General features: G+C 48.8%; 19 protein-coding genes and 1 pseudogene. 7 read left to right on the plus strand and 13 right to left on the minus strand.

Annotation, left to right across the window (positions count from 1 at the left end; translation table 11 throughout):
- Positions 1 to 140: 140 nt before the first annotated feature.
- From ACJJIF_RS05410 to ACJJIF_RS05430, 5 genes are all read right to left on the minus strand, one after another.
- Positions 141 to 3266 (minus strand): efflux RND transporter permease subunit, encoded by a 3126-nt coding sequence (locus ACJJIF_RS05410; protein ID WP_444931223.1) that lies wholly within the window; start codon positions 3264 to 3266, stop codon positions 141 to 143.
- A complete protein-coding gene (locus tag ACJJIF_RS05415) occupies positions 3263 to 4624 on the minus strand; it encodes an efflux RND transporter periplasmic adaptor subunit (protein WP_444931224.1) in 1362 nt (453 codons plus the stop codon). Before ACJJIF_RS05415 ends, ACJJIF_RS05410 begins: the two co-directional genes overlap by 4 nt.
- Positions 4614 to 5306, minus strand: a complete 693-nt coding sequence (locus ACJJIF_RS05420) for a TetR/AcrR family transcriptional regulator (RefSeq protein WP_444931225.1) — start codon at positions 5304 to 5306, stop codon at positions 4614 to 4616. The genes ACJJIF_RS05415 and ACJJIF_RS05420 overlap by 11 nt, the downstream gene beginning before the upstream one ends.
- Before the next feature lie 130 nt (positions 5307 to 5436).
- Positions 5437 to 6516 (minus strand): NAD(P)/FAD-dependent oxidoreductase, encoded by a 1080-nt coding sequence (locus ACJJIF_RS05425; RefSeq protein WP_444931226.1) that lies wholly within the window; start codon positions 6514 to 6516, stop codon positions 5437 to 5439.
- A 6-nt stretch (positions 6517 to 6522) separates the two neighbouring features.
- A complete protein-coding gene (locus tag ACJJIF_RS05430; RefSeq protein ID WP_444931227.1) occupies positions 6523 to 9570 on the minus strand; it encodes a LodA/GoxA family CTQ-dependent oxidase in 3048 nt (1015 codons plus the stop codon).
- A gap of 593 nt (positions 9571 to 10163) precedes the next feature.
- Here ACJJIF_RS05430 and ACJJIF_RS05435 point away from each other — a divergent pair.
- Positions 10164 to 10997: an alpha/beta hydrolase gene (locus ACJJIF_RS05435; protein ID WP_444931228.1), complete on the plus strand. Its 834-nt coding sequence runs from the start codon at positions 10164 to 10166 to the stop codon at positions 10995 to 10997.
- A gap of 109 nt (positions 10998 to 11106) precedes the next feature.
- Here the strand turns inward: ACJJIF_RS05435 and ACJJIF_RS05440 are convergent, their stop codons facing one another.
- Both ACJJIF_RS05440 and ACJJIF_RS05445 read right to left on the minus strand, forming a co-directional pair.
- On the minus strand, positions 11107 to 11475 hold the full coding sequence (locus tag ACJJIF_RS05440; protein ID WP_444931229.1) for a VOC family protein: 369 nt from the start codon (positions 11473 to 11475) through the stop codon (positions 11107 to 11109).
- 57 nt (positions 11476 to 11532) lie between these two features.
- Positions 11533 to 12756, minus strand: coding sequence for a CaiB/BaiF CoA transferase family protein (locus ACJJIF_RS05445; RefSeq protein ID WP_444931230.1), 1224 nt, complete (start codon positions 12754 to 12756; stop codon positions 11533 to 11535).
- An 80-nt stretch (positions 12757 to 12836) separates the two neighbouring features.
- On the opposite strand from ACJJIF_RS05445, the gene ACJJIF_RS05450 reads away from it, so the two are divergent.
- Positions 12837 to 13214 (plus strand): Mpo1-like protein, encoded by a 378-nt coding sequence (locus ACJJIF_RS05450; protein ID WP_444931231.1) that lies wholly within the window; start codon positions 12837 to 12839, stop codon positions 13212 to 13214.
- A gap of 6 nt (positions 13215 to 13220) precedes the next feature.
- Here the strand turns inward: ACJJIF_RS05450 and ACJJIF_RS05455 are convergent, their stop codons facing one another.
- Complete coding sequence (locus tag ACJJIF_RS05455; RefSeq protein ID WP_444931232.1) at positions 13221 to 14648, minus strand: TyrR/PhhR family helix-turn-helix DNA-binding protein; 1428 nt, start codon at positions 14646 to 14648, stop codon at positions 13221 to 13223.
- A 144-nt stretch (positions 14649 to 14792) separates the two neighbouring features.
- On the opposite strand from ACJJIF_RS05455, the gene phhA reads away from it, so the two are divergent.
- From phhA to ACJJIF_RS05470, 3 genes are all read left to right on the plus strand, one after another.
- The gene (phhA, locus tag ACJJIF_RS05460) at positions 14793 to 15647 is read left to right on the plus strand and encodes a phenylalanine 4-monooxygenase (protein ID WP_444932317.1); all 855 of its coding nucleotides are present in this window, start codon (positions 14793 to 14795) and stop codon (positions 15645 to 15647) included.
- A gap of 279 nt (positions 15648 to 15926) precedes the next feature.
- On the plus strand, positions 15927 to 16397 hold the full coding sequence (locus ACJJIF_RS05465; RefSeq protein WP_444931233.1) for an Lrp/AsnC family transcriptional regulator: 471 nt from the start codon (positions 15927 to 15929) through the stop codon (positions 16395 to 16397).
- A gap of 202 nt (positions 16398 to 16599) precedes the next feature.
- Entirely contained in the window at positions 16600 to 17769 is a 1170-nt protein-coding gene (locus ACJJIF_RS05470; RefSeq protein ID WP_444931234.1) for a cation:proton antiporter domain-containing protein, read from the plus strand.
- A 208-nt stretch (positions 17770 to 17977) separates the two neighbouring features.
- Here ACJJIF_RS05470 and ACJJIF_RS05475 read toward each other — a convergent pair whose 3' ends face one another.
- From ACJJIF_RS05475 to ACJJIF_RS05490, 4 genes and pseudogenes are all read right to left on the minus strand, one after another.
- Entirely contained in the window at positions 17978 to 18202 is a 225-nt protein-coding gene (locus ACJJIF_RS05475) for an amidohydrolase family protein (RefSeq protein WP_444931235.1), read from the minus strand.
- Positions 18203 to 18297: 95 nt separating this feature from the next.
- The gene (locus tag ACJJIF_RS05480; protein ID WP_444931236.1) at positions 18298 to 18528 is read right to left on the minus strand and encodes a hypothetical protein; all 231 of its coding nucleotides are present in this window, start codon (positions 18526 to 18528) and stop codon (positions 18298 to 18300) included.
- 61 nt (positions 18529 to 18589) lie between these two features.
- Positions 18590 to 19728: pseudogene (locus ACJJIF_RS05485) on the minus strand (IS3 family transposase).
- A 420-nt stretch (positions 19729 to 20148) separates the two neighbouring features.
- Positions 20149 to 20466, minus strand: a complete 318-nt coding sequence (locus ACJJIF_RS05490) for a hypothetical protein (protein WP_444931237.1) — start codon at positions 20464 to 20466, stop codon at positions 20149 to 20151.
- A gap of 1254 nt (positions 20467 to 21720) precedes the next feature.
- Between ACJJIF_RS05490 and ACJJIF_RS05495 the strand changes: the two genes are divergently transcribed.
- Both ACJJIF_RS05495 and ACJJIF_RS05500 read left to right on the plus strand, forming a co-directional pair.
- Complete coding sequence (locus ACJJIF_RS05495) at positions 21721 to 23085, plus strand: IS4 family transposase (RefSeq protein ID WP_507021839.1); 1365 nt, start codon at positions 21721 to 21723, stop codon at positions 23083 to 23085.
- A gap of 771 nt (positions 23086 to 23856) precedes the next feature.
- Positions 23857 to 24657, plus strand: coding sequence for an IclR family transcriptional regulator (locus ACJJIF_RS05500; RefSeq protein WP_444931238.1), 801 nt, complete (start codon positions 23857 to 23859; stop codon positions 24655 to 24657).
- 49 nt (positions 24658 to 24706) lie between these two features.
- Here ACJJIF_RS05500 and ACJJIF_RS05505 read toward each other — a convergent pair whose 3' ends face one another.
- Positions 24707 to 26137: a coniferyl aldehyde dehydrogenase gene (locus ACJJIF_RS05505; protein WP_444931239.1), complete on the minus strand. Its 1431-nt coding sequence runs from the start codon at positions 26135 to 26137 to the stop codon at positions 24707 to 24709.
- Positions 26138 to 26155 lie beyond the last annotated feature (18 nt).

Genomic DNA, 26155 nt, shown 5'->3' on the forward strand with positions numbered 1-26155 from the left:
CTTCCACCCGAAGAGTTCTTATCACTACTAGAACTCTAGGGTGCCTCTGAATAATATTGTCGGGGAAATTACAAACAAGAAAGCCGCAGAGTGTCTTATACGGCTTTCTTTCAATCAGGCGCGGAAACGATTCTGGCTAACTACCCTGCTACAACTACCCTTTGCAGGGACATCCCAGTCTTACCCTCCTCCTGGGGCTCGCTAAAGCCAAAGTCCTCCAGTATTCCGTAGAGTGCCGGCAAGACCAGAAGAATCAGTATGGTTGAACTGATGATGCCAAATACAATACTGGTCACTAGTGGTACTAGCACCTGTGCCTGTAGGCTGCTTTCAAATAGCAGGGGCAATAGACCGGCAACGGTGGTCAACGAGGTCAGAAAAATTGCGCGGAAGCGATCACGGCTGGCTTGGCTTGCCGCACTGTGAACATCCATCCCTTCACGTACCCGCCGCTTCACAAACTCCACCAGTAAAATAGAGTCATTCACCACAATTCCCGCGAGGGAGACAAAGCCCATCATACTGGGCATAGACATGCTCTGCCCCATCACCAAGTGCCCCCAAATCACGCCGATCAGTGCCAGGGGTATAGCCACCAGTACAATCAGCGGCTCTACATAGCTGCGAAACTGCAGGGATAAAAGCAGGTAGATACCAATAGCCCCGATCGATAGAGCCCCCCCAAGGGATTTACCAGTAACTTCACTGTTCTTCATCTCACCTTGCATATCTACACGCAAGCCAGGGAATTCATCGGCCAGTTCGGGCAGGAATTTTTCCTGGGTGTCACCGAGCACCTGGCCAGCGTTCGCTTTCTCGGTGAAAACATCCGCATACACACTGACTACCCGCTCGCCATCAATACGCTGGATACGGGCGTACTCTCGATTCATTGCGATATCCGCAACAGCAATTAGCGGAACGCGCTGTTTGGTGCTCGGGTGGATAATAACCAACTCATCGAAACGGCTGAGCGCACTGCGGGAGTCTGCATCCATGCGCACCTGAATTTCATAGGTTTCACCCCGATATTGAATTTCATCTATCTCCACACCCTGGTAAGCCGCTCGCAACTGATTGGCGACACTGCGGGCATCCAACCCGGAGGCATAGGCACCTTCACGCATTCTGACAGTAAGCTGCGGCTTGCCAGGACGCAGGTCGTCCACCACATTCACAACACCATCGTATCCGCGCAACCAATTCTGCAGGCGGATAGACGCCGCCTTTAATTGGCTTAGCTCCATCCCGGTAAGACGCAGGTGAATAGCACGGCCAGCAGGGCCTAGAGTCGGCTCTTTGTAAAGAATGGCGATTGCCCCAGGGGTATCGCCGGCGGCTTCGCGCCAGGCATGGCGAAATTTATCCATGCTGGTATTGCGGCCTTCGGCTGCGAGCAGATCGACATTGATGGTTGCCACATGAGGACCCGTTTCAAAAGCGTCCCCATTGATGCCAAAAGTAACACTGGTGTGATTCACCAGGGGGGCGCTTTCATTTTCAGAAAGCGCTAAAGCCACCCGGTCTAGGGCTGCCAGTTGCCCATCGACTAACTTTTCCATATCCCCCAGAGAGGTTCCCTGGGGCATCAAGATCCGGGCTTGTAATAAGTCACCCTCCAAGGTGGGAAACCCTTGAAACTTGACAATCCCCGCAGTCATCAGACTTACAGTGACAAGAAATAGGCCAAATACTCCGCCGACAAAGGCATAGCGATATTTCACCGCCCAATCTGCTGTACGCCCCATATTTTCTCGCCAGCCCTCAAAGCGCTTGGCAAAAGCCTGCTTCCAGGCAGGTATGCGATTTTTGTGCTCAAGGGCATGGCGCAAGTGTGCCGGCAGAATTAGAAAGGCCTCCACCAGGCTAATAATCAACACCGAGATTAAAACAACTGGCAGTACCTTAAGAATCTGCCCCATGTCCCCCTTAATAAAGATCAGCCCTCCGAACACCATTACCGTCGTTGCGAAAGAGGACAACACACCACGGGCCACCCGCTTGGTGCCATTAATCACCGCTTCCAGTGGCGAACTGCCCGCGCGGTGTTCACTGGCGATACTTTCCGACAGCACAATGGCATCATCCATCAAGATGCCAATGGCAATCAGCAAGCCCACCAGACTGATCATATTAATCGACACCCCCATAGCTGTGATCAGCGCGAATGAACCCAGAAATGAAACTGGTAAGCCCATTACCACCCAAAAGACATAGCGGCCGCTGAAAAACAGGTAGAGAGCCAGGGCGACCAAAACCAGTCCCTGCCAGGCATTGGCGATGATCATTTGCAGGCGATCGGCAACTATAGAGGCACTGTCCTGGGTTAAAATCAGCTTCATGCCCTCAGGCAAGTTTGCATTTTTACGCTCGACAAATACGCGCACAGCTTCGAGCACACGCAAGCTATCATCTACGCTATTTTTCTCAACATTGAGAAGCGCTGCGCGATGTCCATCAAAAATAATCTTGTCTTCAGCCAGCTCGAAATCATCATAAATTTTTGCGATATCTCCCAGTCGAACTTCGGCGCCATCAGCGCCTTTAATAACGACAAGATTTTCCAGCTCCGCCACCGTGCGGCGCTCTTCGGCGAAGCGCACCTGGTATTCCCGATCCGGGGTGGAAACCTTGCCGGCGGGCATATCGATCGCCTGCTGGTCAATGATATTGGCCAGATCCATCACGCTGAGCCCGTACTGACGCAGGTTGTAATCGGAGATTTCAATTTGGAGTTGGTGGTCAGAAAAACCGGATATGCGCACGATGGGGATAGCGGGGTCGCGAAGCAATTCACGGCGGTAATGCTCGGCCAACTGATTCAACTGGGGCAAAGGCAGATCGGCACTGATGGCGATACTAACCACGCTCTGAGTGCGGCCCAGCTCTTCGATCACCGGGCGCTCACTTTCGGCTGGCAGCGAGTCGATGCTGTCTACCGCAGACTCCACATCGGCAACAAACTGGTCCATATCACCGGCTTCTTGCATTTTTAGGGTCATCAGGCCCAGGTTATCTTGCGCCTCGCACAATCGCTCATCGATAAAGCTGATTCCATCGGTGGCCTCTTCCAAGGGAAGGCAAATACTGTCCTCTACTTCCGCTGCGGCAGCGCCGGCATAGGGGACCGATACCTGAACCTCGAACTTATCGACTTCCGGCATAGTTTCACGCTTCATACCCGGCAGAACAAAAAGTCCACTTAGCATCAGCGCGACCATCAATAAATTGGCCGCCGTTGGGTGAGCGGCAAAATAACGAATCACTGCTGGGTACCTCTAGTACTCGCTGTAACAGCTTGCTCACCAGCGACCACGGTGACCGGCATGCCGTCAATCGCCGGTATAACGTCCGTCACAATCACCTGCTCACCGGGATTCAGCCCCCCACGAATCACCGTGGTATCCCCCTGGTGGTAATCGATGTCTACCGGGCGTACGCGCAATCGACCATTTTCAACCAGATAGACTCTACCTTCGTGCAGAGCGCGGCGGGGAATGGCGAGCACCGGTGCGGCGGGAGCCAACAACTCTACGCGGGCATACATACCGCGAAATAGCGGTGGTTTTTCCCCGCTCAGCACTTCGCCATAGGGATCATCTACCGCGACAACAACGGAGAGCGTTCGACTGGTACTATCCAGGGTCCCCCCTAGGCGCACTACCCGCCCCCGCCACTTATTGTCTCCCGGGCCGCCCACCAGAGTGATCCGAGCTTCCAGGCCCAGCAGCATTTTGGGTAGGTCATCGGGGCTTGGAGTGGAAGCAATACCCGGCCTGAGATTGCGCAATAGTGGAGCCACATGCACCATGGGCAGTTCTGCGGCAATTTCTACTTGGGCGAGGCCACTGGCATCAAACAAGCGGGCATTACCGGCAACATATTGGTTTTCCTCTACATGGACCTGGCCAATGCGAGTATCAAATGGCAGGGTTACCCGGGTGCGCTCCAGGTTATATTTGCTGTCCCGCACCTGAGCCTCAGAGCGAGCAATCTGGGCCTCAATCACTTTGCGGCGAGTTGGGAAAAGGGACAGTTGACTGCTCTGGTTCTGCACTTCCTGGCGCAAGCGCAGCATATTCTGCTCTTCGGTATCTACGGTAGAGCGGGAAACAGTCCCCTTGACGACCAACTTTTGCTTGCGAGCGAATTCTTTCTCACCCAATTTAAGGGTGCTCTCCGCAATTTCCAGAGAGCGTTTGCTGTTGGCCTCCTCCACATCCAACTCTTGCAGGTTGGCACGGTTCACCGCCAAATCACTTTCCGCCTGAGCCAGGGCAAGCTGGTAGCTGGTGTCATCAATTTTCAGGACCCGTGTGCCGGCGGAGATGATATTGCCCCGCTCCAATTCGGGTGCCATATACACCACCCTACCGCTGACCTCTGCATTAGCCTCAAGAAAGGTGCTGGGCTTTACCTCCCCATAAGCAATGGCCTGGGCTCGCAATGGCAGCTCCTGTACTTCTATCGTATTCACCGCAGTTATTGGGGCTGCGATAGCATCGTGTTTTGGCGCGCGCTTAGTGACGACCAACACCGTGGACACAACAATCCCCACCGCGATCAGTAGCGGTAGTGCCAGCCGGCGACTCATCAGTGTCTTTATATGGGGCTTAATCACCACGGCTCACCTCCCCGCCTTTAGTCGCAGATATATTGGCAACGCCGCTGAGTAAGAGCTGAACGGTATGGTTGACCCATCTATCGCCGTTTTCCTCCCCCAAGACAAAGCCAAATCCCTCTTTCAAAGGATCTCCCGCAATAAAGGGGAAGGCGATCAAACTGATAAATGAGACTGGCATCAGGTCGATATCCAGGTCTTCTCGCAACTGCCCCGCAGACTGGAGAGCGCTCAGCAACTCGCGGAGCTTGGGGCCCAGTTGCGAGGCCAGCCTATCGGCAAAGAGTTCGCGCATTCGACCGGGTTTAGAGGCCACTTCACCAACGATCAAACGTGGAATCCAGGGCTCTCGCATGTAGAGGCGTATTAATCTACTCATCGCTTCTTTGAGTAACTCGATAGAGGGCTCCTGCTCCTCCAGCCCGACACTGATAAAAGCGGGGCCGTATTGCATAAACTGGTGCCGAATTACCTCGATAATCAGTCCTTCCTTACCGCCGAAGTGATAGCTGATCATCGCAGAATTCACTCCGGCTCCCTGGGCGATCTCACGGATAGAGATATCGCGGAAAGCCTTACCACGAAGCAGTGCGTAGGCTGACTGCATCAGCGCCTCACGTACCTGTGATTCACGCTCAGGGTCTTTTGGGCGCCCGCGCCCACGGGCAGATGGCCTATCAGTCACAGGTTTCACCTTTTAATTAATCACTCGATTAATTAAATAGAAAGCACACCCGGATCACAAGAAAAAACATCGACTGAATAGTCGAAATTAGAGAGCGAGAGGGTTTTGATAAAAATGGGATAAATGCTATTCAATAGGTGGTGGGATCAAAATTCTGCGTCAGCCAGAATTGGCTGCGATGCACTCTGAAAGCACTCAGGTAAAATGCCTGGCGCCTGCCGATATAGACCCTTCGAATTTCCGCGAGGTTGTGCTGATATCGCTCAAAGGCCTCTCCCCTGCTGCCTTCACACAACACTTTGCTCAGCATATTGGCTGTGGCCACAGCGTTGTAAATACCTTGAGAGGATATAGGGTCAAAACTTATAGCCGCATCACCACAAGCAGCCCAACTCTCACCTGAGGGCACCTCCAAATAACTGGTTCGCGCGTCGCTTACCGACAACTCAGCGCATTGAGGCGCTTTCTCGGGCAGGTGCTGCGATATTAGCTGGGTACTCGCCAATTGCCGCTGCCACAATTCTGGAGCCATACGAAAATCTCGCACCCGCACAGCCGAGGTATGGAAGATTGCAAGCCAGCGGCCATCCGGCAGCTTGGCTGCATACCACCAGCCACTATCTTGAGATTCAATATAGGTATGACTTGAACTCGCTCGCTGTGCTTGAGGCTCTCCAGGCAGCAGCGACCAAATAGCGACCAGTGGCGGTGCTTTCACCCGCTTTGCCCCTACCCTGCGGGCCAATATATTAGTCCGGCCACTGCAATCAATGGCAAAGTCGGCAAAGACTTGTTCACCATTATCCAGCGATAACTGCCATATATCGCTGCCTCTATGTGCCCGGTGAAGCAGTGCATCAAAATGAATAGCGCCAGCTTCAAGCGCCTGTGCCATCAACATCTTTTCAAACACCACGCGGTCAAGCCGCCAGCCGGCACCACCGGCTTGCACCATGCAATCTTCGATCAAATGCTCTCCGGCCCAATAGGATTCCGTACCCAATATCGGCATATGTGCAGGGCTTTCCAGCAAGGGGATAGAGATATTGCACAGCAAGCGCTGTAGCGCAGAAGGAACCGATTCCCCAACTTTATGGCGGTGCCAATCCAGGCTATCGATCACCCCAATATGTAAACCTGTGCGTGCCAGCTGCAAGGCGCATGTCCATCCAGCTGGCCCGCCACCGATAATGGCTATATCGAGCTGCATTCGATGTTAATCAGATGTTGGCTTGCGCTGGCGTAAGCGCAGTGCATTCTGCCACTGCTCTTCGTCTTCCCAGCCGGCCTCTTTGAGCTTGGCATCAAAGTCTGACAGCCCTTCCTCCGCTATAGCGGCACCTCTCAGCAGGAATACATCCCTCAACTTTTTCAGAGTATCCGCATAGGCACTATTTTCAACGTAGATCACTTCAGGGAAATCGGGGTCATTTCTAACACCGGGTCTTGCCTCGACAATCCCTTGCAGGCCAAAGTCTGCGACCATGCGCTTCATGACTTCCGCTACTTGCGGGTTTGAGCCATCGCTATTTTTATGGTCAATAAATCGATACCAGCTGGCTCGGTGGGAGTAAGCCGCGATACGAATCTCCCGGGGTTGCGATTCATCAATGACTATCTTATAGGCATCCTCCGTGATGATGGTATTCGGCACTCGAGCAGGCCAAAAGGTCGGCAAGAACAAATCGAATTCCGGGTTGTAACCGGAGCGACAGTAGGCGGTATCACCTTGCCAGGGAAGCCCCATCCACCGTGTAATGGCGCCCGGCACCTGTGCAAATAGGGGGCCATTGGGGGCGAGAGCCTGCTGCTGATTCAGTTTGGGCCCCCACTGATCCGGGCTCTCCGGTACTGTACTCTCGCGGATTCTAAAGGGGGCTCGGTACAGGCTGGTATGACGCATTGGCCACGTCATTTCACAGCCGGGGTGGAAGGCATCTGCCAGACAAAAATGCATCGCTGCCTTATCCAGCATGGCGGGCTGTTCTGCCAGCGGTACTTGATCAAGCGATGACGGCGCTTGGTAATCTGGGTGCCAGTCATTCACAAAATTACCGGCGGCCCAGCGCTGCAAATGCAACTGCTGAAGAGAGGGCAAGGCCAGCATCGTATTCGGCGATTCAGCAAATACCACACCATCAAAAGTATCCCCGTATAACCACGGCCAAATACGCGGATCATTTACCCGTGGCTGATACGGCCGGAAGGAGTTCAGCATTTGGTTGCGCAACTGACCATAGGGATCAACGGTAATCATTCCGCCTGTTACGGGATCAGGTATGATCGTTGGTGTTTGTGCCAGTTGGGCAACAAAGTCCGGATCATTAAAGTCCATTGGCCGGCCTTTACCGAACATTGACGCATAGCCTTTGTTTACCCACTGCAAATTGGAAAGCCGCTGAAGCTGCGGCAATACATCCTGGGTAAAGCGGGTTTTATCAGGGACCGGTAGCCAACCGGCTTGGGTGTAGATATCCACCTGTAGATCATACATGGTGCGCCAGCCGATTATTTCTGGGGCGTAGTTAGGTGGCGCGGTGATAACCCAGGCACCCTCTACCGGGATATCTTGACCGTTAATCGCTACACTGGCATTCACTGGGCCATCAGACATATCGTCGTACCAGTCTGCCGCATTATTAAAGGAGTCCGGCTCCGCTGGAATATACGGCGGCGCGCCGGAAGGTGACGCCGAAACACCGTGTCCGCCCAAGAAGAGCAAACGCCCTTGATCATCTGTTTGCAACTCCCCCAGATATACGAACTGCTCCTTAAACTTGCCGGATGCAAAGCGGTAGGCTGTGCCCGATTGTGAAGTTCCTGTAATTTTACGTTCGCCCGGGTCAATAATTAGGCTGCTGCGTTTATTGCCCGTCACATCTTTATTGCGGCGATCGACAACAAGATCCTTGGTTTCAGGAATATCCATCGCGGTAATAAAGTGAAACCAGTTGGCTTTGCGGTTGGCGATATGGACCTTCCATTCAATATCGGCATTGCTACTGGTCAGCTCCCGTACCACCTCGCCGGCAGCGTTGTAACCATATAGACGGAACCTTGCAGCCTGGCGTTTCAGGGTGCTTTCCGGCGTGCGATAGAAACCATTGGGCTGCGCCGGCGGGTCGGTGACTTCAGGGCCAATGAAAAAGTCAGTTTCCGCATTGCCAACCCGTGCAACCCCGATACCAGGGTGAATCGCCGCTCGAACGATAACCTCATCCTTGCATGGGGCCTTTAAATCATCGGGCTTAGCGGTGATCGGCTCGCCATCAGGCACTCCATTGGCGTTGCGTCTCGTATCAGCCGATGCCGCATAGACCACTTTACGCACATCTGCGATTGAGCCCTGTGGCTTGTGCTCTTTGGTAACCCGCCAGATATTCATACTCAGGTTTTCACCATAAGCTGCCTGCCCGCGCCTATTGATATCCTGTTTGGGAAATACAATATCGGCGACGGGTACAAATGGGCTTTCACTCACCGGCCACTCAACCGTGGCTTCATCCAGCGGCATAGTCTCAGGATTGGTACGCAGCTGGATACAAAACTCAAAAGTCATCGCCTCATTGGCTAGGCGAGCTGCCATTTCTTGCGCAAGATAAGTGGGATTGGCGGGTGCAGTATGCGGCGGTTGATCTTGGGTTGTCGGCTTCAGCATGTATTTAACGTACTGCTTGTCACCGAGTGCAAAGGGCAGGATACCCCAGTAGGGGATAGACAAAACCGACCCCACCGGCTGAGCCATATCGTTAAGAATCCTTGCCGTTTTGGGGTGCTCCTTAAGGTACGGATCGTAATCCCCATCAATAACCCCCGCCTTGGTGAATTCGCACATATCTTTTGCCGTATCGACAAAAAATACCGGGTAATTCTGCATAATAAAGTCAAAGGTTGTTTCATCCGGCAGGCCAAATATTTTCGGCGTTGGGGTATCAAACAGCTTGAGGCCGATACCACAAGTCGTTTTAAAATCGCTAACAGTCGGCAGTGTATCTGATGAAAATCGTGCCCAGAGCTCATATTCATCGCCGGCAAACAATCCGATTTGGAAGTTTTCAGGAATATCCCTGCGAACCCGAAAAGTGCCTTTCGCCACGCCGTGCGGCTTGAGGAATACCGGGCGTAAGGCCGGGCACTGGCCTTTGGAAATGCGACCTTTTTGAACAATATCAACAAACATCTCAACCAGCGACTCGGTAGGGTTGATCGAACAATTTTCACTATAAGTCGCAGCAATATTATTTTTATCTAAGTGTGTAACCACAACAGTTCCCTCTGTTAGGTTTCAAAGTAGGCAACTGACTAAAGCCTTGATATTTTCTTTTAGAATAAGTAGCAACTGATTAAGTCTTTCCACCCGAAAAAGTGCAGCAGATACTAGAAATCATATCGAGACACATGAAAGAAAAAACTGACTTGCAATTCTTTGTCAGCTTTAGTCTTAACCGGCAATCTCCATCGTAACTAACAGGTATTTCCCTGAAAAATAGAAGATCGCTATAGACAATAGAAGCTCATCGCTGCTAAAGGCTATAACAGGAATACGGGCAGGCACCCGCTCCATTTATAACGACAAACTCAGATAAACGTATTAACTCTATGGACAGCAACTAATGGAGTATTCGTACACCTATTACCCCCCCAGAAAGTTTACAAAACTACCCAACTGATAAAAAATTCTGAACAGCCCTCCTATTTAGACTAGATGTTTTGATGCGAGCACTTCCGAACAACAAATCAACGAAAACTTCTATAAAAGCTATATTACAAGGTGTTAATATTAGCTTGATTACTTGTTCAGAATCTCAACAAACCAGACAAAACAAGCCTGCCCGATTCAACAGAATACACCCTTTAATGGATACAAAAGCTATGGCCCGGTATTTCTCTTTCTTTGCTGCACTCCTTATGTCAACTTTTGTCTACGCGATAGATATTGAGAAGTCCCCCTTGATAGTTGGAGATTCCATTAGTTTTGCATCCAAAATCCTGGATGAGCAGCGTACCTTAAATATTTACCTACCCGACAGCTATCATCGCGAAACCGGTAAAAGCTATCCCGTAATCTATCTTTTAGATGGCTCTTTATCCGAAGATTTCATCCATATCGCAGGCATACTACAATTCGGGGCGTTTTCCTGGATCAACATGATTCCTGAATCCATTCTGGTTGGCGTGGCAAATGTTGACAGAAAGCGGGACTTTACATTTCCCTCAACCCAAACTTTGGATCAACAGGAGTTTCCATCGTCAGGCGGGTCGAAAAAGTTTATTGAATTCCTTGACAGGGAAGCCCAACCTTTAATCAAAAAAAACTATCGCACAGAAGACAGTACCACTTTGATCGGTCAGTCATTGGGTGGACTTGTAGCCACAGAGATCCTATGGAAGCGCCCAAACCTTTTCGACAACTATATTATTATCAGCCCGAGCCTATGGTGGAGCGGAGAATCTCTTTTGACTGATATTCCGAAAAACTGCTGTGATAACAAGCTGATTTATATCGGTGTAGGAAAAGAAGGAAAAACCATGGAGCGCCTGGCCAGAGCACTTTTCAATAAACTAAATAATGAGAAGAGCAAAGCGAAGGTACACTTTGGTTACTTTGAGCAGTTAGATCATGGCGACACTCTACACCTTGCAGTTTACGATGCATTTGAGAAGCTTTTTGCCAATAAAGCCTCTCAATAACAGTAAATATCCCCCGGCAAAGCCGGGGGCTTTAATAGGAAGCACTTATAATTTAGAGGGCACATTAGCTCTTGATGAGCAAGTAAAATCGATTTTTATTAAGTGGAGGCTAATCAACCTGTGCATTAACCTCCACCTTAACCCCCACAGGATCAAAAAATACCAATTGCCGCAGATTGCGACCGGGTACATCCATTTGCCGGCTGGCAATACCAAGAGCGTCCAATCTCTGCTTAATCGGCTCAAGAGCATCTGTACGAAAGGCAATATGATCCAGGTAGGGTTTCTCCACCTGCTCGCCACTCACCTCACCATCAATCAAATGTAAAACGGCCCTGCCATTGCCATAGAGCCAAAAACCATCGCGTTTGAAGTTGGGTCTCTCGCCTTCAGTCAGGCCGAGTACCTGTGTATAGAAGTCCCGCACCCGTTTGAGGGTTTCCATAGGGGCGGTAATATTGACGTGATCAAGTTCCATCACTTTTCCCTAAATTGCACAGCACATCCTTGTGCCGGGTTAATTGTGAGCTACAACTTACACAATCTTATTTTTCCGTAACTGCTCTATTTGTTCATCACTTTTGCCGAGTAACTCACGCAACACTGCACAAGTGTGCTCCCCCAGCACTGGTGGAGCTTGGGTGTAGTCGAGAGCCGATTCAGAAAAAATTACCGGATTACGTACAGTCTTCACTTTTCCAGCCTCCGGATGCTCCTGCTCTACCACCATGCCCCGCGCCTGCACCTGGGGATCGGCAAAGACCTCTTCCAGCGTGTTGATCGGTCCACAGGGAACGTGTGCTTCGCTGAGGTGGTGGAGCCACCAAGCGGAGTCTTGCCGACGTGTTGCCGCTTCAATCTGTGGCACCAGCTCTTCACGCGCCATAACCCGCGCGGAGTTGGTCCCATAGGCGGGGTTTTCCGCCAATTGCTCAACACCTGCAATCACACAGAAGCGCTTGAACTGATCATCATTCCCCACTGCCAACATAAAGTAGCCATCTTTTGATGGAACTGCTTGATAGGGCACAATATTGGGGTGGCCAGTCCCCTGTCGCTCCGGGCTATTGCCGGAAGTAAGGTAGTTCTGCGCCTGATTGGCGAGCCATGACACCTGAGTATCCAACAACGCAAGGTCGATATGCTGGCCGACCCCCGTATGCTGCCGGTGGGCCACAGCGGCCAGAACAGAGGAAACCGCATACATTCCGGTCATTAGGTCGGCAACGGCCACCCCCACCTTTTGCGGACCCGCACCCGGCTGCCCTTCCGGCACACCGGTAATACTCATCAGCCCCCCCATTCCCTGGATCATGGCGTCGTAGCCCGCACGATTTTTGTACGGCCCGGTTTGTCCAAACCCTGTGATTGAGCAATAGATGACACCGGGGTTGATCGCCTTGATAGACTCATAATCCAGGCCGTATTTTTTCAATCCATCTACTTTGTAATTCTCCAGAAGAATATCGCAGCGCGTCGCCAGCTCCTTGATCAAGGCCTGACCCTCTGCTGTAGTGATATCGACCGTCACTGATTTTTTTCCGCGATTAGCACTGAGGTAGTACGCAGCATCAGCAGTATCGCTCCCCTGCTCATCTTTTAGGTAGGGAGGCCCCCAGTGGCGGGTGTCATCCCCTCGTTCCGGCCGCTCTACCTTGATAACTTCTGCACCAAAATCAGCAAATACCTGCCCAGCCCAGGGACCGGCAAGAATACGACTTAAATCGAGTACCTTTAAGTGTGCGAGTGGACCTGCCATAACTTCCTCATGTCGCTTACTTGCGGGATAACCGCATATTTTTGCGGCAGCCTAACAGATAATTTACGCCGGCGCCCTGATTGGCGGGTTTAGATATTCGTCTTACACTTGATTGTGCAATAAAAATAAGGAGGCACAGCATGGCCGCTATAGAAGCGCAAAAATTTGAATCTTTTCGCGAATTTTATCCATTCTATTTACAGGAACACAGCAATCTCATCTGCCGCCGTCTGCATTTTTTGGGAACCAGTCTGGTATTTGCGACAATATTAGCGGCTCTGGTGACTTCCAATATACTGTGGCTGGCAGTTACACCCGTTGCAGGTTATGGCCTGGCATGGATCGGGCACTTCTTCTTTGAAAACAATCGCCCAGCCACTTTTAAATACCCCGTCTACAGCTTTATCGGAGACTTTGTTATGTTCAAAGATATATTGCTCGGGCGGATTGAGCGGTAACCACGGCTATTTTTTATTCATCGAGAGGCCATATTTACGCAGCTTGTTAGCAACTGCCGTATGGGAAACCCCCAGCTCCTTGGCCAGCTCCCTGGTTGAGGAGCGGCCTTCAATCATATCGGCCAGCAGGGCCCTCTCCAGCTGCTCCATCATTTCTTTATAAGAGAGCCCGCGCGCCCAATCTCGCCAGGGCAGCTCAGACTTAACCATTAAATCCGGTACATCTGTACAAGCGATCGAGCCCCCTTCTCTGATCAAACATTGACTCGATGCGACCTTCAAGTAATCACTCAGTCCATTAAAATTATCCGGCCAGTCGTGCAGCTTTATCAGCTCCATCACCTGATTATCAAAGTCGAGTTCACTTGCCTCGGAAGATTCCTGTCGCATTAAAGCCCGAGCAAAACGCGGTAGTGCCGGGCGCATATTTCGCAGCGGCGGCAAGGATATGGCCAAAGAAGAAAAGAGCTGTGCCAGCGGCGCTGCAATAGCCCCTCTATCACTCGATGTCGCCACTAGGCGCAGCGATGTCGGCAGGTTGCGGATCTCCCTGAGCAACTCTATTTGAGCCTCCGCCGTCAGCGTATGCAGATCCTCAAGTATTAACGTGCCCGTTTGGCGTAGGTGAGCCGGCAGCTGTAGCGCTCCACAGCGCGGGGTTAGCCGATAACAATCGGCTTTTGAAGCGGATGGTGAAAGATAGTGCACCGCACAAGCAAAGGTCGTTTTTCCACTGCCGCGCTCACCCAGTATCAACATAGGTGCACTGAGTTCAGATAAGTCTTGCAACTGTAGGCAGCTTTGGCGGCGCAAGTCGAAATCCCACAGCACCATTGGTCTGGGCAACTCAGTAACGAGTTCACTACTATCCCAGGGCTGTAGGCGCAAAACTGCACCGGCAAGCGAATCCACCGCTCCGGGACTCCCCTCCAGAGTTATCGGAGACCAGTCCACCCGAAAACTCTGCCCGCGAACCACCAGCGGCAGGCCATAGCGGGGCACGGCGAAATCCCGCAGCAATTCAGCGACTTGCATCAAAGGTAGGAAGCGCTGCAACTGCAATCCTGGCACCTTATCCAGGCTCACGCCGAAGGTTCTGGCAGCTGCCAAATTCGCGGCAACAACTCTCCCGCCCCTATCCACACTGAGCACAGGGTCTGTCACATGCCTCAGCAGGGTGTCCAGCTCGAAGTGCCGCCGCTCCAGGGGCAGAAGGGATATACGCCGCACTCGCTGGACGCCGGGAACCCGGTGCAGGGACTTCTCGATTGTCTGGTATTGGGTAGCAAGCATTCCCGGGGCAGAGAGGTAGACCTTATCACCACTGTCTCCCCCGAGCTCACCAGAGGTTACATTTATCCGATATTCACCAAAAATTTGCATGATTTCATGCAATATACCGACACGATTAGCGCAGGTTATTTCGACCCTCACAGCCCCACCTGTAAAGAAATGTTTACAGAAAGTGTAATTTGAACTCCCCAGAAGACGCAATAGCCCACTCCAAGCCCTCCCCTCCCCGGGCACCCCTGGCTAAAAATAGAGGTCGAAGATAACAACAACAGGTTCAGCAGCCTGATCTCAGCAGAGGGAAATAGCTTAGATCAGCGAGCTACCGGAGAGACACTCATGAAAAAAGAAGCAAAGAAGGCGAGTAAATACGTTGCCCGCGAGCCCAATGAAGAGGGCTTTATCGAGTATTCCGATATTGAACACCAAACCTGGCAGCGCCTAATTGAGCGCCAACTGGATGTCTTACCTGGGCGCGCCTGCGACGAATATATGCACGGCCTTGAGCTGCTGGATCTACCTACCGATCGCATTCCGCAACTGGAGGAGGTCTCCAGCGTGCTGCGCAGGGAAACTGGCTGGGAAGTTGCCCGCGTTCCTGCACTGATCGGCTTCGAGACCTTTTTTGGTCTTCTCGCAGACCGCAAATTCCCCGTTGCAACTTTTATCCGCACTCCTGAAGAATTTGATTACCTGCAAGAACCTGATATTTTCCACGAGATTTTTGGCCACTGCGCCATGCTTACCAACCCGGCATTTGCCAACTTTACGCACAAATACGGGCAGCTCGGCCTCAAAGCCTCCCCCAAAGAGCGGGCCTACTTAGCCCGCTTATACTGGTTTACCGTCGAGTTTGGCCTGCTGAATACTGCCGACGGTTTGCGTATCTACGGTGGTGGTATTCTCTCCTCCCCGAAGGAAACCCTCTACGCACTCAGCAATCAGCCAGAGCGCTTTGACTTTGACCCAGTTACCGCCCTGCGCACCCCCTATCGCATTGATATTGTGCAGCCCATCTACTATGTACTGAACAGCTTGCAGCAATTACAGGAACTGACTGAAATTGACCTAATGGCTAAAGTTCAAGAGGCTATTGATATGGGGCTGTTTGAGCCGCGCTTCCCACCTAAAGATGCAGCCTGATATCCTCCAGGGACTTGGGCGGTCAATTTCCACCCAAGTCCCCGCAGTAAAAATAAAAAGCTCCCCCAGAAGATTTGCACATTAGGGAAAATTCCACTACCAACACCCTTGCTATGAGCCTATCGTATCTGCAATGGGTGCAATGGGAAACCGAAGACTTAACCCGGAACCCCTAGCACCTCCCCCGTCAAAATACGTTACAAGGGGCAGTATGCCAGGGTGGCAAACCCATTTATACAAGGACACAGCCCCCCCGACTTATAGGGAGTGCGTAGCACTATGTCCTCACTTGACGCGATTGATAGAAAACTTCTCGCGATTCTGCAATCCGACGTCAGCCTTTCAATTGAGGAGCTGGCGGAGCGTGTGGGCCTGACAAAGACCCCCTGCTGGCGCAGAGTACAAAAGCTGGAAAAAAGCGGGATCATTCGGCGTAAAGTTGCGCTGCTCAATGCTGAAATCCTGGGATTACCGGTCTCGGTTTTTGCCCAGGTGAAAACTGACCAGCACACACCGGAGTGGGCCGACAATTTCGCCGAACACATGGCACAGTTGCCAGAGGTAGTCGCCTGCTACCGTATGGCCGGCGAATACGATTACCTACTACGAGTCGTGGTTAGCGATATCACCGCTTATGATCGCTTCTACAAAGAGCTTATCCGGCATGTTGGTATCAGTGACATTGTATCTAACTTCGCCCTGGAGCAGATCAAAAGTACTACCGAACTCCCCATACCGCCGGGGGAGTAGCGCTTGTGCTTACAAGCCCATTAGACAAGTAACACTTTCAGCTGCTCGCACATCTATGGATAATAGCTAAGGAGCCTCCAATCAATTCCGTAATACCTTTGCGGGCCTTGAGAGCTGTAAATTTTAGGCCCTATTCTCTGCGACAGACATCTCGGTATTAATTAGGGGGCTGTTAGAATCTCGCTCACAACAAGGATAGCCTGTGGCGGACAGCTCTCTTTTCCAGTCGTTTTTTCTAATCTTCAGTGGCGCAGCAATTTTCGCCACCCTCGCCCTTTTTGGCCGACAGCCCCTACTCGTCGCCTATATCGCTCTCGGCGTACTGCTCGGCCCTTCGGGATTTGCAGTTATCGATAATCTGCGCCTGCTCTCCGATATGTCTAGCGTAGGGATCATCTTTCTCTTGTTCCTACTCGGACTGGATATGCAACCACAGGCACTGGTGGCCGTATTGCGCAAGGCGACATTTGTGGGGCTCGTGAGCTGTACAATTTTTCTCGGTCTGGGTTTTGGGCTTGGTAAACTTTTTGCTTTTACTACGATCGAGTCCTGGGTTATTGGGATGTCCCTGATGTTCTCCAGTACTATTATTGGCATCAAGCTACTCCCCACAACAGTCCTTCACCATAAACACCTGGGCGAATTAATGGTGGGACTGCTGCTCTTCCAGGATTTTGTAGCCATCGTCTGCCTGATGGTACTACTTAGTGATAACACAGGGGATACACAAATTTGGCAGCTGGCTCTCTCTTTTGGCTCACTGCCGCTACTAATTCTATTTGCCTGGCTAATCGTTAAATATATTTTGCTACCTATATTTTCCCGGTTTGATCGCTTCCATGAATACGTATTCCTAATGGCATTAGGCTGGTGTATGGGAATGGCGGAACTGGCCGAAATCGTCGGCCTCTCCAGGGAAATTGGTGCATTTATCGGAGGTATTACCTTAGCCGCCAGTAGAATCTCACAATACATCGCTTTAAGCCTTAAACCTCTGCGAGACTTTTTCCTTATCCTGTTTTTCTTCAGCCTCGGGGCTCAATTCAAGCTATCAATGGTGCCAGAGATCTTCCTCCCCGCACTGGTAACTGCAGCGGCAGTATTGATCATAAAACCCGCTGTATTTCACTACTTATTGGGAAATCGAAGCGAACACAAAGTGCTGTCCTGGGACATCGGCTTCCGGCTTGGGCAAATTAGTGAGTTCTCTCTACTAATCGCCCTACTCGCTTACTCACAAAACTTAATTGGCAGCGCCGCTTCACATCTAATCCAGGCAACGGCTATCCTGACATTCCTAGTCTCATCTTACATTGTGGTGATGAACTTCCCCAATCCCATTGCGATTAAGGATGAACTGCGCAGGGATTAAAGACCTTAACAAAGATTAACACTTAGAGAGTATTCAACCCTTAACATCAGCTACAATTTAAAAACTTTTTTACATTTTTGAATAAGAATAGGGCGGATGCTTCCTTATTCAGGACTCAGGCTAAGTAAGCGCACATCCCTCAGACACACTTCCGGCGCGAGCATAGGATAACTTGCTCCAAATATTACTTTATTCTTACTGTGAGCTTTTATAAATGAAACCAACTCCTGAGGATGGTGCTTAGGTTTGTATGCGGAGGGGCGATATAAATATTGGGGAATTTTGTGGCAAAGGCAATCATTTCATTGTGCCAGGGATAACCAATATGACCGAAAACGATTTTCAAATCTGGGGAATCAAGTGCAACTCCCTCAATATGAGCTGGTCGCCCCGACTCAGAGCTACGCAAGGGACCCTTTAGACCTGCCTGCAAATAAACGGGTACATCAAAAGGGTTTCACTGAGGCAGCTTAGATTCAAAACAAGCTGCCCCTTCCCGCAGCCCCTCACCATTACATTTTTTAGGCTTTAGTATGCAATATCCAAAAAAATTAATTCAGATTCCTTTGAATCACAACCGTCTGACTCTTCAAATTCAACTGTTACTGGCTTACCTGATGTAGCAGCAGTGAGAGCAGTTGTATACATAGCTTTTTCATATTCTGTGTTAAAATATATTTTACTATATTTGTTACACCCTTCTAGCTTTATATATGTGACCGCCGACCTGACTCTAACATTTACTATATCAGCCGTCATTACAGGCCCGGCAAAGCAATCCACAGACAATTGGTGTGGTCAAGTCCAACCGGACACCTCTTTAAGCACATTTCTCAAATTCGATAGGGGTTACATCCCCCAATGTTGTGTGTATTCTGCGTGAGTTGTAATAAGCAATATAGGCTCTCACATCTGCTATCGCATCCACCCTTGTTTCATAGAGATTTCCCGTTAGCTATTCTCGCTTCAGGCTGCTAAAAAACCGTTCTGTTGGTGCATTGTCCCAGCAATTTCCTTTACAGCTCATTGAACATACCATTCCATGCTCCTTCAGCAACGCCTGATAGGTATGGCTGGCATACTGACTGCCTCGATCAGAGTGGTGTAGAAGGCCTTGCGGTGGTGTGCGTAAATTGACGGCCATCATCAGCGCACGACTCGCCAAAGCTGTTTCCATCTGGCGATCTAGGTGCCAACCAACTATCCGGCGTGAATAGAGATCAATCACTACCGCCAAGTACAACCATCCCTGTAACGTCCAGATGTATGTAATATCCGTAGCCCAAACTTGATTTTTAGCACTCGGCGAAAAATCCCTATTCAGAAGGTTCTCTGCAATGGGCAGTTGGTGTTTGCTATCTGTCGTCAACGTAAAACGCTTCTTGCGTTTTACTGCCAAACCTATCTTTTTCATTAGCTTTCGGACTCGATAGCGCCCAATTTTAAAGCCTTCTCTGCGTAATAGCTTCATTAGTCGGCGGCTTCCCAAGCTCTGCCGAGATTCTGCAAATAAGGCTTTCAAGCGATGGCAGAGTTGCCATGTTTGGCTATCTATTGAGCTATCACTGCGATGGCACCAATCGTAATAGCTGCTCTTTTTTACCTGCATTACTCGGCAAAGCATCCTAACTGGAAAGCTACTTTTCTGCTCTTTGATGAAGCTGTACTTTACTTCATTTCTTTCGTAAAGAAGGCGCTGGCCTTTTTTAGGATTTCCTTCTCCATCCGCAAGCGCTTGTTTTCACGTCACAACCGATCCAATTCAGCGCGCTCGCCTGCATCCAATCTTACTCCGCTCTCTTCCTGCTTCAGCTCCTTTACCCAGCGTCGCAAGTTATTAGCAGTGGTTCCTACAGCCTCTGCGACCTTAGAAATCGAATAGCCTTGTTCAGAGACAAGAGCTACAGCGTCTTTCTTGAACTCTGGCTTGAATTGCCGGCGTGTACCTTTTGTTGTCATACGTCACCTCACTTGGTAGTTTTACCATCTTAGCGAAGTGTCCGGAAGTATTAGACCACTACACCCTAGACACGAAGTAGCCCAAAGCTCAAGAAAAAATACTCAGCGCACACACCGGCCATCAGGTGGATTTTCTAACCAAAAGAGAACCTACTGACTTAGAAACGGCATGCTTAGAGTCCGAAATACAGCCCCAGAGAAACTAAAGCGGAGATAAAAACGCATAAAATCTTACCCCCCATCAAAACGTAACCCTTCCATGTATGAAGTTTTTATAGCGCCACAAACCTACTTATCCCCTTATGTACAATCATTAACCCGGCAGACTTACAGCTCCTTTTACAGCGGGGTATCTTACCTCAAACACCACTCACTTAAACATAAAACCTAGAGAGACCATCTATCTGCCGGATTAATATATCACTCCTCTAGATAAACCCTATATGCAGAACTACAATTTTCTGCATCTATAAAGTCGATTCTAACCCCTTTGCCAGATGCTTTAGCTGCAAGAAGAACTGTTAGCGCCATATTCGCATCTGTGTTCGACTCAGTGAATCTTGCATGATCGCAAGAGCATTCATTTGAGAGAGAGGTGACATCTGCATAAACGGTCTTATTAGGGCTATCAAGCCCTACCCATCCAGTAAGAAGATTGGCATGCTGTGTGCACATCGCAAATACTGCCTGTGATCCAAATGCCAGCGGCAGTATCAATAATTTAATTATACCTTTCATACTTTTTTCCCTTTTTAATAGAAATGATTAAACCTAAAGTTGCCAACAGGGGATAGCTGAGACGTTCGAACATAAAGAGCTCTACATAGACTACCTACACCTTATGGTGAACAAGCCCACCAAGCTTAGTTATAGCTTGCACACACAAAACTGCCTACCTGACCTTTAGCGACCATCTCTGACTGATCACCACCCAGTAAAAGCATAGAAAAAATAACATATTTTTCCTATAAGGCCGTTGAAATAAAATCCAAAATTTATTTCAACCAAAAAATAAAATTACTTACAACCCATTACAAGCAAGCACAACATCAAAAACCATTTCAAGGAAACTCGCTATCGAAATTAACTCGACTAACCTTATTGGAGCCTCAAAAAGTGCACCATAACTGCACTCAAAGCACCTCACATATAAGCCAGCAGATTTATAATTCACAATAAAGCAGCACCCCTTTTCAAATACTACTCGTTTGAGTGTGCAATATAGATAAGCCATACGAAAACAAAGCCAAAAGTCGAGACGTGACCTCATGGGAATATATAAATACTTCAAAATATTGAAACGTTTCCCTGCACACAGGGCAAGCCACAATCTCTATTGACACCGACTAGAATATTGATGCAACAACAGATCCTGTACTAAACAGGTGAAAAAAGTGCCAAACCAGTAAAGACCACCCATAACCAGCAGAGAACGACAGCCAGAGAGGAATACAGGAAACAAAAATCAGCATCTTAATACTATAAAATAAAAGAAGCCCAAAAGGCTAACAAAGCGCCCCGTAGTGATCTAACACCTCTAAACACTTTATTTAGAGGGCAAAACTACCGAGCAAGGTGAAGCATGACAAAAAAGGGACACTCCAGTATTTCAAACCGGGAATCACGATATTCAAGCCCCTACAACCTCTAAGCTCGCAGAGTCTGTAGAAACCACTACAAACAGCCTACCGCGCCAGTAAAGAAATGAGGGGGGGGGGCAGAAAGAGAGCAGGGTAAGGTCAAATGTAAAAACTAGATTTGATGTAAAGAGTAAAAAATGACTTACACTGATGGCAGGCAGAAACTGCCTGCCACAGAGGGGCTTCTGGGTAAGAATTTCTCATCAAATCCCACAAATCAAGCTTAAGCTACTAATATTACACACACCTGGGCTCTAAGTTTTATACACAAGTTTTTCCAGTTTTATTATGTAAATCAATAAGTTACAGTTTGTCCTGGTAAGAATTACAGATTTGATTTGATTGGATTATTATGCAGGACTGGGTCATGGACGAAGTAAAAAATCAGGTTATGGGTGATACACGCTTGAATAAGCGCTTGTCCAATATTCTTAGTAGTTTAAGTTCAGATCCAAAGAGTAGCATTCCCTGTGCAAACAAAACTTGGGCAGAAACGTTTGCGGCTTATCGTTTTATCGAAAATGATAAAGTCAACTTTGACTCTATTATGAGCGGCCATAAATCAGCAACTCTTGAGAGAATCAAGGCGCAGCCCGTTGTTCTTATCCCTCAAGATACCACCTTTCTAAATTTTGCCACTGACTTAGAAAGTAAAGAGATGGGAACACTTAGGCGGAAAGAGACCAATCAGCAACTGTTGCACACCTCCATCGCTATAACGCCATCAAGAGTTAACTTGGGTGTCGTTGAGGGCAGTATGTGGCAGAGAGATAAGGAGTCAAGCGCCAATTCCCGCTATACCAAGTCGATAAAGGATAAGGAGAGTCGACGCTGGCTAGACCATTACGAATCTGCTTGTCAGATACAGGAGCGCTGTCCTGAAAGCACAATTGTGAGTATTGCTGATAGAGAGGGTGATATTCATGAGTGGTTTCAACTGGCTGAAGATCAAAGCGAACAGAGGCGGGCGAGCTATATCGTTCGAGCTAAGGCCAATCGCACTTTAGAGATCGATGGAGAAGAAACGGTTTTGCTTTGGGATCATATGAATGAGCAGAAATCTATTGGTCAATACACGGTAGATATTCCCAAGCGGAATGGAGAACCTGGAAGAAAAGCCAAAGTTAGCGTATCCACTACTGAAATACGATTACTAGGAAAAGGAAAATCTAAAAGACCACTTTCTCTCTATGCTGTACTGGCTAAAGAATTAACCCCACCAGAGGGTGAGAAAGGGATTGAGTGGATGCTGTTGACGGATCTTTCAGTTGAAGACTTTAAGCAGGCGAGGGTTATCATTGAGTGGTATCGAAGCCGGTGGGAAATTGAAACCTATTTTCGAGTGTTAAAAGGTGGATGTCAGATAGAAAGTAATCGTTTTAGAACAGAGCAGCGAATGCTGAACTGCATTGCGATCTATATGATTATTGGATGGCGACTACATTCGATAACTACACGAGCACGAAGACTTCCTGAAGCACCGTGTACGAGTGCCTACTCTGAAAAAGAATGGCGTATGATATGGATGATGCGAGATAAAACTACTCCACCAAATGAACCCCCAAGCATGAGGGATATAACCCGCATGCTGGCAGGTTTAGGAGGTTTTTTGGGGCGTAAAGGGGATGGTGAGCCAGGGGTGAAAACCGTTTGGCAGGGATACACCAAGCTACTTCATTATATTGAGGCAGCAGAAGCTCTAAATGGACTTAAATAATGTGTATAAAACACAGCCTGGGCTTTACAGAGCTGACACCTAATTCATCAAATGGATACAATTTTTGTAAGCTTCGTATTAGTAATGACTATCACTTTCATCCCCCCTCCAAAAGATCTTATGTAGCTCCCTGATTGAGGCGGCCAGCATGCCTCCCCCCTCCTGCCAAGCGCTATTAAGGCAGCATAAATGGCGCACCCAATGAGCCACAAGATAAATTATTTAAGCAACGCATCGGAAGAAGATTTTTATTAGCCTGAAACGAGAGCGGTTAATAGAAGAACCCTATACAGCAAGGGAGGGGGTGTACGACCAATCCGGAAGCTCATATTGTTTACCGAAACTCACGCAGAACAAATACAATCCAGAGAGATTTACCCCTTATCAAATTGGAGAAGCACGCTTAAGGAGGTGCCCGATTCAAATTGAACACAATAGCGAGATTTAGCGGAAAAATATAATTTCATATAAAATTATCCCTCAGGCGTAAAATAATTAGCCACTTTAAAATTAACGGCAACAATCTCACTTAGCTACGGCCTATATCGGATAAATCCCTGAACTACCCCATGGCACTTATAAGAGTACAGAAATTACTAAATTATCTATACATATCTTAGCAGCTACCCCCATTCTAACCCCATAAACCATCCTCCATTTTATTGATAGTTCCAGTGCTTTGTATCACCCCCTTCATAAATTCGTATACTCCCCTTCAGATCAAAGAGTAAAAACTGTATACTTATCAATAAGCAAGGAGAGCTTGATTCTATGGTTTCACTAAGTGACCGCCCCAGAAAGAAAGATGCCGAACCAGACCGAAAATTCATTGAGGCCTTAGCCCGTGGACTGGATGTGCTTCGGGCTTTTCAACCTGGTGACGGCTTTCTGGGTAACTTAGAGATCGCCCAACGTACCGGACTCCCACGCTCCAGCGTTTCCAGATTAACCTACACTCTAACCCAATTAGGCTATTTAACCTATTCAGAACGAATGGAAAAGTATCAGTTAGGGAGCGGCGTCCTAGCTCTCGGCTATGCTTTCGTTTCCAATCTCACGGTCAGGCAGGTAGCCAAACCATTGATGCAGGACCTGGCCAACTCTACCGGCACGGCTGTCGGGCTTTCTGATCGTGACCGGCTCGATATGATCTTTGTTGAGTTTTGCGCTCCAGCAAATGTCACCACTTTTCGCCATGAAATTGGCAATCGAGTTTCCATAGCCTCCAGTGGTTCAGGGCGCGCCTTTTTAGCAGCACTCCCCCAGGAAGAACGGGAATATTTTTATGGCTACCTAGAGAAAAAAACCGGCAATCAATGGCCAGCGACCAGAGCCGGTATTGAAGAAGCTGTCACCAGCTACCAACAGCGTGGCTTCTGCTGCTCCTTTGGTGATTGGAACCGCGATGTCAATGGTATCGCTGTGCCCCTATCTTTAAGCCAGGGACACATTTATACCTTTAACGCTGGCGGACCTGCCTATCGACTCAACCCAGATTTTTTAGAGAATGAGGTAGCCCCCCTACTGAAAAACTTAGTCAGAAATATTGAAGCTATGTTAATTCGCTATTAGCCGGGCCTTTTTATACTCCCCCCTCCTTCTCCCACTTAGCCCGGTAGAATCACAGCTTAAAACGCAATAAAAATCTAAAGATTTTATCAAATCTCTGCCCATATGGTGGCTGTAACGCCCCTGCGGCCGACTTCTTGGCCTGTTTAAAGATTGGCCGTAATTTTGAAAACTCCAAAAACCCCTCATAGGCATGATACTGACCCATACCACTCGCACCAATGCCACCAAAAGGTAAATCTGCTTGCGACACGTGCATTGCACAGTCGTTGATGCAAACTCCTCCAGACATTGTATTTTTGACAATATTATCCTGAAGATCCTCGCTATTACTAAAAATATATAACGCAAGAGGCCTATCTCTATGATTGATATACCCCATCGCATCAGATAACTTCTTATATGTGAGAACAGGCAGAATAGGACCAAATATTTCCTCTCGTAGAAGATTCATATCCTCCGTTGGGTTAAATACTAGAGTCGGGACTATTTTTTGCAATCTCCTGTTATTTTTAACCTCTAACAGCGGCTGAACTTTAGCGCCCTTTTCTCGAGCATCTTGCAAGTATGCCTCTAAGCGGTTAAACGCCTCCTCATTAATTATCGATGTATAATCTTTGGAATGTAAAGACGGATACCATTTAGATACCAATCTCTTAGCCGACTCCCAAAAACTAACCAGCCTATCCTCCGGAATCAACAAATAATCTGGAGCCACACAAGTTTGCCCTGCATTGAAAAACTTTGAGCTTAAAATGCGTTTTGCAGCGATATTGATATCAAAATCTTCACACACTATAACTGGTGATTTTCCACCCAACTCTAGAGTCACAGGAGTTAGGTGATCCGCAGCTCTGCGCATCACTACTTGCCCAACTCTACTCGACCCAGTAAATAGCAGGTGATCATATGGCTGCGCTGTAAACTCCACAGCAGTCACTTCCGGTAGAATAGAGACTAAATCCTCTGGAAAATATTGTCTAAATAAGTAATGCAGCAGCGTACTTAGTGACCGCGAACTAGCTGCCATTTTAATCATACAGCGATTACCCGCAGATAGCGCACTAACCAAGGGGCCAACGGAGAGAAGCAACGGGTAGTTCCACGGGACAATAATAGCGATCACCCCTTTCGGTTGGGGCAGCACACGATTCTTTGCCCCTCTAAGCAGTAGGGATATATGGCGTTTTTGGGGTTTCATCCATCCTTTTAAACGCTTGCAGGCATGCCGGATTTCCTCAATGCAGCCATAAATCTCTGCTATCTTGGTTTCCTGGATGGCGCGGTTACCAAAGTCCTCACTAATGGCCTGCGCAATTGATTCTTGATTTTCTAAAATCAACTGCTCCAGCTTGTGCAGACTCTCTAAACGCTGCCGAAGATCCGGATAGGGATTGTTGTGGAATGCCTCTTTTTGAAGTTTGAAGACACTCTCTACTTTACCTACGCTTACAGGTTTAATGTGTTCAACAACCTTTTCCATATATATACCCTCGAAAAA

The organism is Microbulbifer regidiadema (SeqCode) (assembly GCF_052467605.1).

Coding starts and splice junctions, on each gene's coding strand:
- ACJJIF_RS05425 (WP_444931226.1), bottom strand. CDS start 6,516: ATGCAGCTCGATATAGCCATTATCGGTGGCGGGCCAGCTGGATGGACA.
- ACJJIF_RS05435 (WP_444931228.1), top strand. CDS start 10,164: ATGGATACAAAAGCTATGGCCCGGTATTTCTCTTTCTTTGCTGCACTC.
- ACJJIF_RS05440 (WP_444931229.1), bottom strand. CDS start 11,475: ATGGAACTTGATCACGTCAATATTACCGCCCCTATGGAAACCCTCAAA.
- ACJJIF_RS05445 (WP_444931230.1), bottom strand. CDS start 12,756: ATGGCAGGTCCACTCGCACACTTAAAGGTACTCGATTTAAGTCGTATT.
- ACJJIF_RS05465 (WP_444931233.1), top strand. CDS start 15,927: ATGTCCTCACTTGACGCGATTGATAGAAAACTTCTCGCGATTCTGCAA.
- ACJJIF_RS05480 (WP_444931236.1), bottom strand. CDS start 18,528: ATGACGGCTGATATAGTAAATGTTAGAGTCAGGTCGGCGGTCACATAT.
- ACJJIF_RS05490 (WP_444931237.1), bottom strand. CDS start 20,466: ATGAAAGGTATAATTAAATTATTGATACTGCCGCTGGCATTTGGATCA.
- ACJJIF_RS05495 (WP_507021839.1), top strand. CDS start 21,721: ATGCAGGACTGGGTCATGGACGAAGTAAAAAATCAGGTTATGGGTGAT.
- ACJJIF_RS05500 (WP_444931238.1), top strand. CDS start 23,857: ATGGTTTCACTAAGTGACCGCCCCAGAAAGAAAGATGCCGAACCAGAC.
- ACJJIF_RS05505 (WP_444931239.1), bottom strand. CDS start 26,137: ATGGAAAAGGTTGTTGAACACATTAAACCTGTAAGCGTAGGTAAAGTA.